The following is a 13,417-nucleotide window of genomic DNA, read 5'->3' on the forward strand; positions in this document are numbered from 1 at the left end:
CGATGTCTTCAACCACTAAAAAAACCATTGATCTCAAAAGAAGCCTGGTTGACGCGATTCTTGCCGGCCTGGTGGCCCTGATTGTGTTCGGCCCGATTGTCGGCGTAGTCCTCGACGGCTACGGCTTCAACCTGGAAGCGACCCGGGTGGCCTGGATTGTCGCCATCGTCATGGCCGGCCGTTTTGCCCTTAGCCTGTTCCTGCAAACCCCCAAGGGCCTGAGGATCCTCGAGGGTTTTGAAACCACCGGATCCGGGGTCCATGTACTGCCACCTGATTACAAATCCCGGTTGCGCTGGATCATCCCGCTGATGATTGTTATCGCGGTGGTATTCCCGTTTTTCTCCAACTCGTACCTGTTGGGCGTGGTCATCCTCGGGCTGATCTACGTGCTGCTGGGGCTGGGGCTGAACATCGTGGTCGGCCTGGCCGGCCTGCTCGACCTTGGTTACGTGGCGTTCTACGCCATCGGTGCCTACGGCCTGGCGCTCGGTTATCAGTATCTTGGGCTGGGCTTCTGGACGGTGTTGCCGCTGGCGGCGATTACCGCCGGACTGGCCGGTTGCATCCTCGGTTTCCCGGTGCTGCGCCTGCACGGTGATTACCTGGCGATCGTGACCCTGGGCTTCGGTGAAATCATTCGGTTGATCCTCAATAACTGGCTGACCCTGACCGGCGGCCCGAATGGCATGGCAGCGCCGTTGCCCACTTTCTTCGGCATCGAGTTCGGAAAAAGGGCGAAAGAGGGCGGGGTGCCGTTCCATGAGTTCTTCGGCATCGCCTACAACCCCGACGTGAAGTACTACTTCATCTACGCCGTGTTGTTCCTGGTGGTCCTGGCCGTGCTGCACATCAAGCATCGCCTGACCCGCATGCCGGTCGGCCGCGCCTGGGAAGCCCTGCGCGAAGACGAAATCGCCTGCCGCTCCATGGGTCTGAACCACGTGCTGGTCAAGCTCTCGGCGTTCACCATCGGCGCCTCGACGGCCGGTCTGGCCGGGGTGTTCTTCGCCACCTACCAGGGCTTCGTCAACCCGACCTCGTTCACCTTCTTCGAATCGGCACTGATCCTCGCCATCGTGGTACTGGGTGGCATGGGTTCGACCATAGGCGTCGTAATTGCAGCCTTCGTGCTGACCGTCGCCCCGGAGCTGCTGCGTGGCTTCGCCGAGTACCGCGTGCTGCTGTTCGGCATCCTGATGGTGTTGATGATGATCTGGCGACCGCGCGGCCTGATTCGGATCAGCCGTACCGGTGTGACCCCGCGTAAAGGAGTAGCGCCATGAGCGAAGTCGTACTCAGTGTAGAAAAACTGATGATGCACTTCGGCGGCATCAAGGCGTTGAATGATGTCAGCCTGAAGGTCAAGCGCAACTCGATCTTCGCCCTGATCGGCCCCAACGGCGCCGGCAAGACCACCGTGTTCAACTGCCTGACCGGGTTCTACAAGGCCTCCGGCGGCAAGATCGAGCTCAACGTGCGTGGGCAACAGACCAATGTCATCCAGTTGCTCGGCGAATCGTTCAAGCCGACCGACTTCGTTTCGCCAAAAAGCTTCATCACCCGGATGCGCTACAAGATGTTCGGCGGCACCCACCTGGTGAACCGCGCCGGCCTGGCGCGGACCTTCCAGAACATTCGCCTGTTCAAGGAAATGTCGGTGCTGGAAAACCTGCTGGTGGCCCAGCACATGTGGGTCAATCGCAGCATGCTCGCCGGCATCCTCAACACCAAGGGCTATCGCAAGGCCGAAAGCGATGCGCTGGACCACGCGTTCTACTGGCTGGAAGTGGTGGATCTGGTGGACTGCGCCAACCGCCTGGCCGGTGAGCTGTCCTACGGTCAGCAACGCCGCCTGGAAATCGCCCGGGCCATGTGCACCCGTCCGCAGATCATCTGCCTCGACGAACCGGCCGCCGGCCTCAACCCTCAGGAAACCGAAGCGCTGAGCGCGATGATCCGGCTGCTGCGCGACGAGCACGATCTGACCGTGGTGCTGATCGAACACGACATGGGCATGGTTATGAGTATCTCCGACCACATTGTGGTGCTGGACCACGGCATCGTCATCGCCGAGGGTGGCCCCGACGACATTCGCAACGACCCGAAAGTGATCGCCGCTTATCTGGGCGCGGAAGAAGAGGAGGTGGTATGAGTAAACCCATCCTCGAGCTCAAGGAACTGGACGTGTTTTACGGGCCGATCCAGGCCCTTAAAGGTGTCTCGCTGCACATCAACGAAGGGGAAACCGTCAGCCTGATCGGCTCCAATGGTGCCGGCAAGTCGACCCTGCTGATGTCGATCTTCGGCCAGCCAAGGGCGGCGGACGGACAGATCCTCTATCAGGGCGTGGACATTACCCACAAGTCGTCCCACTACATCGCCTCCAACGGCATTGCGCAATCGCCGGAAGGGCGGCGGGTGTTCCCCGACATGACTGTCGAGGAGAACCTGCTGATGGGCACCATCCCTATCGGTGACAAGTACGCCAAGGAGGATATGCAGCGCATGTTCGAGCTGTTCCCCAGGCTTGAAGAGCGGCGTACCCAGCGGGCGATGACCATGTCCGGCGGCGAGCAGCAGATGCTCGCCATCGCCCGGGCCCTGATGAGCCGGCCCAAGTTGTTGCTGCTCGATGAGCCAAGCCTGGGCCTGGCGCCGATCGTGGTGAAGCAGATCTTCGCCACCCTGCGGGAATTGGCCAAGACCGGCATGACCATTTTCCTGGTGGAGCAAAACGCCAACCACGCCCTGCGGTTGTCTGACCGGGCTTACGTGATGGTCAACGGCGAAATCCGCATGACCGGCACTGGCAAAGAGTTGTTGGTCAACGAGGATGTGCGTAGCGCCTATCTCGGCGGGCACTGAGTCTGCTTTGTTATGCACAAGCCCCGGCGCGCAATCGCCGGGGCTTTTTTACATCTTCTAAACACCACTGAACCCTGTGGGAGCGAGCTTGCTCGCGATAGCGGTGTGTCAGTCTCCACGATGCAAGCTGTGCCGCTGTCATCGCGAGCAAGCTCGCTCCCACAGGTTTTGGCATGCCTCTGGGAAATTGTGGAAAACAATATTCCCAAGCTCGCAAAGCGCGACATAAAGACGCTGCAAATAGTTGTTTTGTCACGGTTTTGACTTGTCCCCGTTTGCTGTGGAACCGGCTGTGAATAACGTGGGAGTAGCTGGCTGCAGGCCTTTTAAACCGTGGCTTGTAGAGGTGTGGTTGTTTTTTGATCAGGTGTTTTTGCGCAGCTTGCAGGCTGCTTTGTCAACCTTTTTGTTCGGGATGAAAATGCATGGAATCGGCGTGGACAAGCCTGTGGATAAGTCTGTGACTAAACTCTGGAAAGACTCGGCTGAAGGCCGTGGTTACTGGCTTGGCGCCATCGCCGGTTTGACCCGTCAGTCATGAAAATGGCCAAGGGCTACACAGCAGGCGGTTGAGGGTCAAGCAAAAAAGTTTCAAAACCCCGCGCAAAGCCTTGTGGATAGCGGCTTGCAGCTTTTCCACTTGCCCCCAAAGACTGTGGACCGGCCTGTGGATAACATGCGCGCACATGGCTGTAGGCCACGCTGGTCAAGGGGTTGCCGGGATTGAGCGTTTTTTGAACAGATTGAACAGTGGTTGCCGCTGTGAACAAGGCCGGGCATGCTGCCTGCTGATTTTCTATTCCAATGGCTGGCGATCAGCCGAAGCAAGGAGAACACGATGTCCAACACCCTGTTTATTACCGGCGCGACCTCCGGTTTTGGTGAAGCCTGTGCCCGTCGTTTTGCCGAGGCCGGCTGGAAACTGGTGCTGACTGGCCGTCGTGAAGAGCGCCTCAATGCGTTGTGCGCCGAGCTGTCGAAGCAGACCGAAGTCCATGGCCTGGTGCTCGATGTGCGTGATCGCAAGGCCATGGAGGAGGCGATTGCCAATCTGCCGCCATCCTTTGCAAAACTGCGCGGGTTGATCAACAACGCCGGGCTGGCCCTGGGGGTTGATCCGGCGCCCAAGTGCGACCTGGACGATTGGGACACCATGGTCGATACCAACGTCAAAGGCCTGATGTACAGCACCCGTCTGCTGTTGCCGCGCCTCATCGCCCACGGTCGTGGTGCCGGTATCGTCAACCTGGGGTCCATCGCCGGCAACTACCCGTACCCGGGCAGCCACGTGTATGGCGCGACCAAGGCGTTCGTCAAACAGTTCTCCGTGAACCTGCGCTGCGACCTGCAAGGCACGGGCGTGCGGGTCAGCAACATCGAGCCGGGCCTGTGCGAGAGCGAGTTCTCGCTGGTGCGTTTTGCCGGTGACCAGGAGCGCTACAACGCCACTTACGCTGGCGCCGAGCCGATTCAGCCGCAAGACATCGCCGAGACAATCTTCTGGGTGCTCAATGCCCCGGCGCACATCAACATCAACAGCCTGGAGCTGATGCCGGTGAGCCAGACCTGGGCTGGTTTTGCAATCGAGCGTAAGTCTTAATTGTGGCGAGGGGGCTTGCCCCCGTTGGGCTGCGGAGCAGCCCCGAAACCATAGCGCTCAATTTTCAGATGTACTTCATCCACCGGTTTGCGACTGCTCCGCAGCCGAACGGGGGCAAGCCCCCTCGCTACAAGAGCGGTCAAAACCGGACATCAGCTAGACTCCTCCCTCAAGCAATCCGCCGCACCCGGCGGTCTAGAGGTATCTGAGGAGATCAAGTGAGTAATCGAGGCGAGCAGGCGCTGCTCAAACAATCGACCTTCCTGATGCTCGCCGTGACATTCGCCGGGATCATCACCGGTTTTGTTTCGGGCGCCCAATCCATTCTGTTCGATGGCTTCTTTTCGTTGATCGCGGCCTTCATCAAGGTCCTGATGCTGATCACCGCCCGGCTGATCGCCAAGGAAAGCAACCATCGCTTTCAGTTCGGTTCCTGGCACCTGGAGCCCATGGTGCTGGTGATCGAAGGCAGTTTCATATTCCTGGTGGCCGTTTATGCCTTTCTCAACGGTGTGTTCGGCATCATCAGTGGTGGTCGCGAAGTCGAACTCGGTCTGGTGATTTTCTACGCGGCCTTCTTCACTGTCGTTGAGCTCATTTATTTCTTCTACGTCCGCCAACGCAATCGCACGCTCAACTCATCGCTGATCCAGTTCGACAACATCAGTTGGCTGGTGGACGCGATGCTGTCGGCGGGACTGCTGGTGAGTTTCCTCATCGCGCTGCTGCTCAAGACTCAGGGTTACGACAAGTGGGCGGTGTATGTCGACCCGATGATCCTGATTCTGCTGGCCTTGGGCATGCTCCCCCCGGCGTTCAAAATCCTCGGGCCGGCCTTGCGCGATGTGCTGGGGATCGTCCCGGATCAACTGGACGACAAGGTGCGTCAGGTGATGGAGGTGGCGAAAGTCGAGCATGGTTTCGACGATTACATTTCCTACGTGCAGAAACACGGCAGGGCCTGTTTTATCGAGATTCACATCGTATTGCCGAAGGATTACTGGCTGGACGGTGTGGGGCAACTGGACAGTTTGCGCGAGGAAATCTCCACGAAGCTTGGCGAGCCGGATGCCGCACGATGGCTGACCATCAGCTTTACCGGGGACCGCAAGTGGATTGAGTGATTGGATTTCCTCTTGCCACTCAGTCAGCCGAGATACTGCGCCAACCCGCGATAACAGGTCGCCAGGTGATAAGGCGTGGTCGACGGCATGTCGCGGCGGCTGACTTCTCCGTGCTCGTCACGGCACTCGTACCAGCCGCCGTCATGCAGCGAGCGCTGCTGCAATGCCTGCAATTGACGCAGTACAGCCGCTTCGCTGTCCGGGCGCAGCGTTAATGCACGTAGGTACTCGGCCTGGGCCCAGATGCGTTGCGTGGCGTCCCGGGTACCGCCATCGGCTGCGAAATCGAGCATCGCCCGCACGGCGCCAGTCTGCTGATCAACGCCCACTTGCTCGGTAAAGGCGAAGGCCCGCTCCAGATCGGCATGCAGCGTCGAATTGCGCAACAGTGCCGAAGATTCCAACAGGAAGTACCACTCGAACTGATGCCCCGGTTCAAACCAGTTATCCACAGACCCCAGCGGTTTTTCCATCAACACGCCGTGCTGCGGATCGATAAAGCGCGCGTGCATGGCTGTGCATAACCCGACGAGCGCCTGTTGCACGTCGAGGTCTTCACGCACCGACAGGGTGGCGAGGAAAGCTTCGGCCAGGTGCATCAGCGGGTTTTGCAAAGGGCCGCTGTCCAGCGATGCCCAGTCGCGGTCGAGCGTGGCTTCGTACAGACCGTCGTCCGTGGCGAAACGCTGCGCGACCACTTCCAGCGAGGCATTGAGCACCGACTCCACCAGCGGCTCGCGGACCTTGTCCCAGTAATGGGCGCAGGCGAACAGGATGAAGGCGTGGGTGTAGAGATCCTTGCGCTGATCCAGCGGCGCACCTTGTGCATCGACACTGTAGAACCAGCCGCCGTGCTCGGCATCGTGGAAGTGCCGCTGCAAGGAGCGGAACAACGCGGCGGCACGCTCTTCGGCGCCCGGCACCTGACCGATCAGGCTGGCAAACAGATACAACTGCCGCGCACAGGCCATGGCCCGGTAGCGTTGCGGTGGCAGCGGTTGGTGTTTGGCATCCAGCGCCTCATAAGGCAACGCCATATCGGCGTTCCAGCCCGGACCTTGCCAGAGCGGCACGATGACGTTCAGGAAATGCTGTTGCACCGAGGCGAACAGGGCGGTCAATTCAGGCTGAGAGGCAGAGCGGGAAACAGGCGGCATTGGCTGGCGTCGTCACGGCAGGGGCGATTGCGCGACATGTTAACAGGCCTGAGAGGGGTGGTGTCTGTCAGGCCGCCATCGCGAGCAGGCTCGCTCCCACAATGGAACTATATCCACAGGAACAATGTGGGAGCGAGCCTGCTCGCGATGGGGCCGGGTCAGACACCAGAGAGTCAACCTGCCAGCAACCACACGCCAGTCGCCGCCGAAGCCGCGCCCGCCAGTCGCACCAGGGGCGCTGCGGCCAGCGGCAACACCCGCACCAGCGCATAACCCGCCGCGTGCAACACCGCCGTCGCCGCAACAAAGCCTGCGGCGTAGGTCCAGGGGCTCGACATTTCCGGCAGTTCCAGCCCGTGCGCGACACCATGAAACAGCGCAAACAACGCAGTCGCACCCACCGCCATCACCAACGGTGGACGCACTGCCAGGGCAACCGCCAGCCCCAAAGCCAATACGGAAGCGGCAATCCCGCTCTCCAGTGTCGGCAGGTTCAATCCTTCAAAACCCAACAGCCCGCCAATCAACATAGTGCCGACAAAGGCACATGGCAGCGCCCAGCGTGCGGCGCCTTGCTGCTGTGCTGCCCACAGGCCGACCGCGAGCATTGCCAGCAAGTGATCGAGACCGCCAAGTGGGTGGCTGATACCGGCGATCAAGCCGTTGTCGCCGTGTCCCGGATGGGCGAAGGCGAGGGTCGGAGTCAGCAGCAGGGCCAGGGCGCCGAAAATGCGTTTGAGTGTCATGGATAAGCTTCCTTGTTGATAAGTCGTGATCAGGCCGCGGTCAGCAAACCCTGGCGTTCGATGAAGGCAATGATCTCTTCCAGGCCCAGGCCGGTTTTCTGATTGCTGAAGACAAAGGGTTTGCCGTTGCGCATGCGTTGGGTATCGCTGTTCATCATCTCCAGCGAGGCGCCGACCAGAGGTGCCAGGTCGATCTTGTTGATCACCAGCAGGTCGGATTTGCAGATTCCCGGCCCGCCCTTGCGTGGCAGCTTGTCGCCGGCCGAGACGTCGATCACGTAGATGGTCAGGTCGGACAGTTCCGGGCTGAAGGTCGCGGAGAGGTTGTCGCCACCGGACTCCACGAGAATCAGGTCCAGCCCCGGAAAGCGGCGGTTGAGCTGATCCACGGCTTCGAGGTTGATCGAGGCGTCTTCGCGGATGGCCGTGTGCGGGCAGCCACCGGTTTCCACGCCGATGATGCGCTCCGGTGCCAGGGCTTCGTTGCGCACCAGAAAATCTGCGTCTTCGCGGGTGTAGATGTCGTTGGTCACGACGGCCAGGTTGTAACGCTCGCGCAGGGCCAGGCACAGGGCCAGGGTCAGGGCGGTTTTGCCGGAGCCGACCGGGCCGCCGATACCGACGCGCAGGGGTTGTGCGTTCATGTGATTCTCCAAAGTAAATGGCCCTAGGAACGGAACAGACGGCTGTACTGGCGCTCGTGGGCCATACACGCCAGGGACAGGCCGAAAGCGGCGCTGCCGTAATGATCGGGATCGATTCGAGTGGCGTTCTGTTGAGCCTGTTGAAGCAGCGGCAACAGTTCGCTGGTCAGGCGTTGAGCTGCTTGCTGACCCAGGGGCAGGGTCTTCATCAGCACCGCCAACTGGTTTTCCAGCCAGCTCCAGAGCCATGCGGCCAGGGCGTCCTGCGGGCTGATCTGCCAGGCGCGCGCGGCCAACGCCCAACCCAGGGCCAGATGTGGCTCGCTGCGCTGTTCGAGGAAGGCGCGGGCTGGGGCGTCGAGCTCCGGCAAGCCATTGAGCAATTGCTGCAACGAGTAGCCCATCTGCCGGCTCTCCTGATGCAGCTCACGGGTTTCGCGGCTGGCGCGGTGTTCCTCGCAGCGTTGCAGCAATTCGTCCCAGTTTTCCTCGCTGGCGGCCACGCAATGGGCGAGCAGCAAGGGTGCTTCGAAGCGTGCCAGATTCAGCAGCAACTGATCGCTGATCCAGCGTCGCGCACTGTCGGGGTCGTGAACACGGCCGTTATCCACAGCCATTTCAAGGCCCTGGGAGTAGCTGTAGCCGCCAATCGGCAATTGCGGACTGGCCAGGCGCAACAGCGCCCAGGCCGGGTTCATGTGCGTACGCCGAACTGGTGCAGTTTCGGCGCGTAGTTGAAGTCTTCATCGCCGTGACGCGAGTGGTGATGGCCACCGCCGTAGGCGCCATGTTCCGGCTGGAATGGCGCCTCGATGTTCACGGCAACGGCACCGAGTTGTTCGAGCATGGCCTTGAGCACGTAGTCGTCGAGCAGGCGCAACCAGCCGTCGCCGACCTGCAGGGCGACATGGCGGTTGCCCAGGTGATAGGCTGCGCGGGTCAGTTCGAAGGCATTGGCGCAGGTGACATGCAGCAGTTGTTCGGGACGGGCGCAGACGCGCACGATTCGCCCGTCTTCGGCTTGCAGGCATTCGCCGTCACGCAACGGCGGCTGGCCGCGCTCCAAAAACAACCCGACGTCTTCACCCTCGGCACTGAAACAGCGCAATCGGCTTTTGCTGCGGGCTTCGAACGTCAGGTGCAGTTCGGCGGCCCAAACGGGTTGAGGGTCGATTCTGCGATGAATCACCAGCATCGGAAGGCTTCCAGCAATGGACAATGCTCAGGCTAGAGCAAGGGGCTTGCCAATCGGCATGATGTGTAGGAAATGCCTGACGGTGGCGTAGGACTGGTATCGATGGAGTGAGTATTTTGGTTGAAGTTGGTGCGTTGTTTTTGATTTACGCACCAAGTTAAAGCGGCGAGGTTTAATGTGGGAGCGAGCTTGCTCGCGATGGCGGTGGAACTGTCACATCGATGGTGGATGTCATGCCCTCATCGCGAGCAGGCTCGCTCCCACAGGGATTTCATCCACAGAAAGTTACTCAGTGCTGCCGAGCCCTTGCCAATGCTTGAGGCCGATAAAGATAAACCGCAACTGCTGGGTGATTTTCGCCTGGGGCGTGAGGTGCTCTGGCAAGGCTTCGGCTGGCGGATCGATGATGTCCGGCAGGGTGGCGAACACGCTCTTGACGATCAGATCCGCCATGACGCTCAGGTCGGCGATGTCCAGATGCTGCAGTTTCGGCATCAGTGACAAATCCGCCGCCAGGTCCGAGCTGATGTTTTCACGCAAACGGCCGATGGCCTGGCGCACCGGCACCGAACCGCCGTACTGCTCACGGGCAAGAAACAGGAACTGCGAACGGTTGGCGCTAACCACATCGAGAAAGATCCGCACCGAGGCATCGATGATGCCGCCCATCACGAACTCGTTGTGTCGTACCAGGCGAATGGTTTCGCGGAATGTCTGGCCGACTTCGCTGACCAGTACCAGGCCCAATTCATCCATATCGGCAAAATGGCGGTAGAAACCGGTCGGTACGATGCCGGCGGTTTTCGCGACTTCGCGCAGGCTCAGGCTGCCGAATCCTCGGCCGCCATCCATCAGGCGCCGGGCAGCGTCCATCAGGGCGTTACGGGTTTGTTGTTTCTGTTCGGCGCGGGGCAGCATCGCAAGGGCGTTTTCTGGACAGGGACGCGGCGCACTCTAGCAAATCGGCTTTGCCGGCGTCGAACGACTGTGGGGGGATCACGCGGGGATGTGTGGAATCTATCAAGCGGGCCTATGAAAATTCAAAAGCCCAATCCGGGGATTGGGCTTTTTTTCAAGGCGGCCACGGAGCTTAGCTCACGGCGCTGTTGCGTTCGATCACGCGGTCACCACCGCCTTCAGCAAGGGTTTGACCTTGTGGAGTGCGATCCGAACCGTCGGCGGCAAGGGTCTGGCCTTGTGGAGTACGGTCGGAACCATCAGCAGCCAGGGTTTGACCTTGTGGGGTGCGATCCGAACCGTCAGCGGCAAGGGTCTGGCCTTGTGGGGTACGATCGGAACCATCGGCAGCCAGGGTTTGGCCCTGTGGAGTACGGTCCGAGCCATCCTGAGTAATCAGGCCTTTTTCTTTCAGGCGATCATTACCGCCTTCGGCAAGGGTCTGGCCTTGTGGGGTGCGGTCGGAACCATCGGCGGCGACGGTCTGGCTGAACACCGAGTGGTCTTGTTTCACTTGTGGGGTGGCCTGGTCAGCTGCTGGCAGGGCAAAGGCAGTGCTGGCCAGCATCGAAAGTGTAAGGCTAAGCAGTAGTTGGCGTTTCATGATTGTTTTGCTCCGTGGGGGTGCGAATAAGTGGGTACGAGAGCAATGCTACTCTCGATAAATCGATATGAAAGTTCATAAACGCAATGGTAATAATCAACGGAATTGATTGTTTGCTGCGGAGGCCCTAGGCCGGGCGTTTTCGGCGAGTTGTCTTGCACTTTTGTGGGTGTTTTCGACCCACCTGTGTTGTGCAAAAGTGCAGGTCCGGTAACGCAGGTCGACCGACTGGTCAGTATTGGACTGGGCGAAATCGGCGAAATCGGTCTACCGATTAAACCTGTCGGGTTTTTATCAGTCGTAATTTGCATGGCGAGCCGTTTGCGGCTCACCGTTTCACATGTGCGTCGCAGTCGGGGCGCCCGGTCGTATCAGGAGCCCTGTGCAATGACGCGCACTCAAAAGACGTTGGTCTGGACCCTTTCCACTTTCCTTACCTTGTTGGTGATGCTGGTGCTGATCATCGTGTTCTTCGACTGGAACCGGATCAAAGCGCCGCTCAACGCCAAAGTTTCCGAAGAGCTGCACCGCGCTTTCGCCATCAACGGCAATCTGTCGGTGGTCTGGCAACCCGAGCCCGATGAAGGCGGCTGGCGCGCCTGGGTACCGTGGCCTCATGTGGTGGCCGAAGACTTGAGCCTGGGCAATCCCGACTGGTCGAAACAGCCGCAGATGGTCACCCTCAAACGGGTGGAGCTGCGTATTTCACCCTTGGCATTGCTGGCGCAGCGGGTGGTGATCCCGCGTATCGATCTCACCGAGCCCAATGCCCACCTGCAACGCCTGGCTGACGGGCGCGCCAACTGGACCTTCAAACTCGACCCAAAGGACCCGGACGCCGAGCCTTCGAGCTGGGTGGTGGATATCGGAGCGATCGGCTTTGACAAGGGGCATGTCACCCTCGACGACCAGAACCTGAAGACCCAACTCGACGTACTGATCGATCCATTGGGCAAGCCGATTCCGTTCAGCGATATCGTCGGCGACAAAGCGGCGAAGGCCGCGCAGAAGAAGGGTTCGTCACCCCAGGACTATGCATTCGCCCTCAAGGTCAACGGCCAGTACCACGGCCAGAAACTCGCGGGCCAGGGCAAGATTGGCGGGCTGTTGGCGTTGCAGGACGCGGCACGGCCGTTTCCGCTTCAGGCACAGGTAAAAATCGCCGATTCCAGCGTCGAACTGGCCGGCACCCTGACCGATCCGCTGAACCTCGGCGCCCTGGACCTGCGCCTGAAACTGGCCGGTACCAGTCTGGGCAATCTCTACCCGCTGACCGGCGTGATCCTGCCGGACACGCCACCCTATGCCACCGACGGCCATCTGATCGCCAAGTTACACGAGCCGGGTGGCGCGGTATTCCACTATGAAGAATTCAACGGCAAGATCGGTGAAAGTGACATCCATGGCAACCTGACCTACGTGGCCAGCCAGCCACGGCCAAAGCTCAGCGGTTCGCTGTTGTCCAATCAATTGCTGTTCGCTGACCTGGCACCGCTGATTGGTGCCGACTCCAACGCCGAGCAGAAGGCCCGAGGCGGTGACAGCAAACAACCGGCGGACAAAGTGCTGCCGGTCGAAGAGTTCAAGACCGATCGCTGGCGCGATATGGACGCCGATGTCGAGTTCACCGGCAAGCGCATCGTGCACAGCGAAAAACTGCCGTTCAACGATCTCTATACCCATCTGGTACTCACCGATGGCGTGCTCAGCCTCGAGCCGCTGCGTTTCGGCGTAGCCGGCGGCAAGCTGGATGCGCAGATTCGCCTGAACGGCCACACCGATCCGCTGGAGGGCCATGCCAGACTCACGGCGCGAGGCTTCAAGCTCAAGCAGTTGTTCCCCGGCTTTGAACCGATGAAAACCAGTTTCGGCGAACTGAACGGCGACGGTGATATCAGCGGGCGCGGCAATTCGGTGGCTAAACTGCTGGGCAGCGCCAATGGCAATCTGAAAATGCTGATTAACGATGGCGCTATCAGTCGCGAGTTGATGGAGTTGGCCGGGCTGAACGTCGGCAACTACGTGGTCGGCAAGATCTTTGGCGACAAGGAAGTGAAGATCAACTGCGCCGCCGCCGACTTCGGCATCCAGTCCGGCCTGGCGAGTACCCGCTTGTTTGTGTTCGACACCGAGAACGCCATTGTTTACATCGATGGCACGGCGAACATGGCGACCGAACAACTGGACCTGACCATCACCCCGGAATCAAAGGGCTGGCGTTTGATTTCGTTGCGTTCGCCGCTGTACGTGCGGGGCAAGTTCATCAAGCCCGATGCGGGGGTCAAGGCCGTGCCGTTGATGTTGCGTGGAGCCGGGATGGTCGCGTTAGGCGTGATCGCCGCACCGGCGGCAGGGTTGTTGGCGCTGATAGCGCCGAGTGGCGGCGAGCCGAACCAGTGCGCGCCGTTGCTGGAGCAGATGAAGGCGGGCAAGGCGCCGAAGACGGTAAAAAACTGAAGGTTGCCGGAGACAGTTCAAACGCTCCGATTCAGGGGCGCTTGAACGTCTTGCAAGGCTGGATC

The 13,417-nt window shown here is 60.1% G+C and carries 14 protein-coding genes; 7 read left to right on the forward strand and 7 right to left on the reverse strand.

All coding sequences use genetic code 11. The annotated features are described in order from the left end of the window. Nucleotides 1–2: 2 nt before the first annotated feature. From livM to PSJE_RS22365, 6 genes are all read left to right on the forward strand, one after another. The gene (gene livM, locus PSJE_RS22340) at nt 3–1,286 is read left to right on the forward strand and encodes a high-affinity branched-chain amino acid ABC transporter permease LivM (RefSeq protein WP_090452840.1); all 1,284 of its coding nucleotides are present in this window, start codon (nt 3–5) and stop codon (nt 1,284–1,286) included. Next, nucleotides 1,283–2,155 carry an ABC transporter ATP-binding protein gene (locus PSJE_RS22345; RefSeq protein WP_090452841.1) on the forward strand — a complete coding sequence of 291 codons (873 nt, stop codon included), beginning with the start codon at nt 1,283–1,285 and terminating at the stop codon, nt 2,153–2,155. Before livM ends, PSJE_RS22345 begins: the two co-directional genes overlap by 4 nt. Beyond that, complete coding sequence (locus PSJE_RS22350; protein WP_057712220.1) at nt 2,152–2,868, forward strand: ABC transporter ATP-binding protein; 717 nt, start codon at nt 2,152–2,154, stop codon at nt 2,866–2,868. The genes PSJE_RS22345 and PSJE_RS22350 overlap by 4 nt, the downstream gene beginning before the upstream one ends. A 292-nt stretch (nt 2,869–3,160) precedes the next feature. After that, nucleotides 3,161–3,409 (forward strand): hypothetical protein, encoded by a 249-nt coding sequence (locus PSJE_RS22355; RefSeq protein ID WP_090452843.1) that lies wholly within the window; start codon nt 3,161–3,163, stop codon nt 3,407–3,409. Nucleotides 3,410–3,706: 297 nt separating this feature from the next. Beyond that, on the forward strand, nt 3,707–4,468 hold the full coding sequence (locus PSJE_RS22360) for an SDR family oxidoreductase (RefSeq protein ID WP_056725413.1): 762 nt from the start codon (nt 3,707–3,709) through the stop codon (nt 4,466–4,468). 218 nt (nt 4,469–4,686) lie between these two features. Continuing rightward, nucleotides 4,687–5,592 (forward strand): cation diffusion facilitator family transporter, encoded by a 906-nt coding sequence (locus PSJE_RS22365; protein ID WP_090452845.1) that lies wholly within the window; start codon nt 4,687–4,689, stop codon nt 5,590–5,592. 23 nt (nt 5,593–5,615) lie between these two features. Here PSJE_RS22365 and PSJE_RS22370 read toward each other — a convergent pair whose 3' ends face one another. The 7 genes from PSJE_RS22370 to PSJE_RS22400 all read right to left on the reverse strand — a co-directional run bounded on the left by PSJE_RS22370 (nt 5,616) and on the right by PSJE_RS22400 (nt 10,895). Further along, the gene (locus PSJE_RS22370) at nt 5,616–6,749 is read right to left on the reverse strand and encodes an AGE family epimerase/isomerase (protein ID WP_090452847.1); all 1,134 of its coding nucleotides are present in this window, start codon (nt 6,747–6,749) and stop codon (nt 5,616–5,618) included. Between the two features lie 173 nt (nt 6,750–6,922). Further along, nucleotides 6,923–7,495, reverse strand: coding sequence for a HupE/UreJ family protein (locus PSJE_RS22375; protein WP_090452848.1), 573 nt, complete (start codon nt 7,493–7,495; stop codon nt 6,923–6,925). 29 nt (nt 7,496–7,524) lie between these two features. After that, nucleotides 7,525–8,139, reverse strand: coding sequence for an urease accessory protein UreG (gene ureG, locus PSJE_RS22380; RefSeq protein WP_090452850.1), 615 nt, complete (start codon nt 8,137–8,139; stop codon nt 7,525–7,527). A gap of 23 nt (nt 8,140–8,162) precedes the next feature. Continuing rightward, nucleotides 8,163–8,837 carry an urease accessory protein UreF gene (locus PSJE_RS22385; RefSeq protein WP_090452852.1) on the reverse strand — a complete coding sequence of 225 codons (675 nt, stop codon included), beginning with the start codon at nt 8,835–8,837 and terminating at the stop codon, nt 8,163–8,165. Beyond that, complete coding sequence (gene ureE, locus PSJE_RS22390) at nt 8,834–9,334, reverse strand: urease accessory protein UreE (RefSeq protein ID WP_057712213.1); 501 nt, start codon at nt 9,332–9,334, stop codon at nt 8,834–8,836. The genes PSJE_RS22385 and ureE overlap by 4 nt, the downstream gene beginning before the upstream one ends. 285 nt (nt 9,335–9,619) lie before the next feature. Beyond that, nucleotides 9,620–10,252 (reverse strand): TetR family transcriptional regulator, encoded by a 633-nt coding sequence (locus tag PSJE_RS22395; RefSeq protein WP_057712212.1) that lies wholly within the window; start codon nt 10,250–10,252, stop codon nt 9,620–9,622. 172 nt (nt 10,253–10,424) lie between these two features. Further along, on the reverse strand, nt 10,425–10,895 hold the full coding sequence (locus PSJE_RS22400) for a hypothetical protein (protein WP_057712211.1): 471 nt from the start codon (nt 10,893–10,895) through the stop codon (nt 10,425–10,427). A 387-nt stretch (nt 10,896–11,282) separates the two neighbouring features. On the opposite strand from PSJE_RS22400, the gene PSJE_RS22405 reads away from it, so the two are divergent. Beyond that, the gene (locus PSJE_RS22405) at nt 11,283–13,352 is read left to right on the forward strand and encodes an AsmA family protein (protein WP_090452853.1); all 2,070 of its coding nucleotides are present in this window, start codon (nt 11,283–11,285) and stop codon (nt 13,350–13,352) included. Nucleotides 13,353–13,417 lie beyond the last annotated feature (65 nt).

It is taken from the genome of Pseudomonas jessenii, assembly GCF_002236115.1.
Classification (GTDB): Bacteria; Pseudomonadota; Gammaproteobacteria; order Pseudomonadales; family Pseudomonadaceae; genus Aquipseudomonas; species Aquipseudomonas jessenii.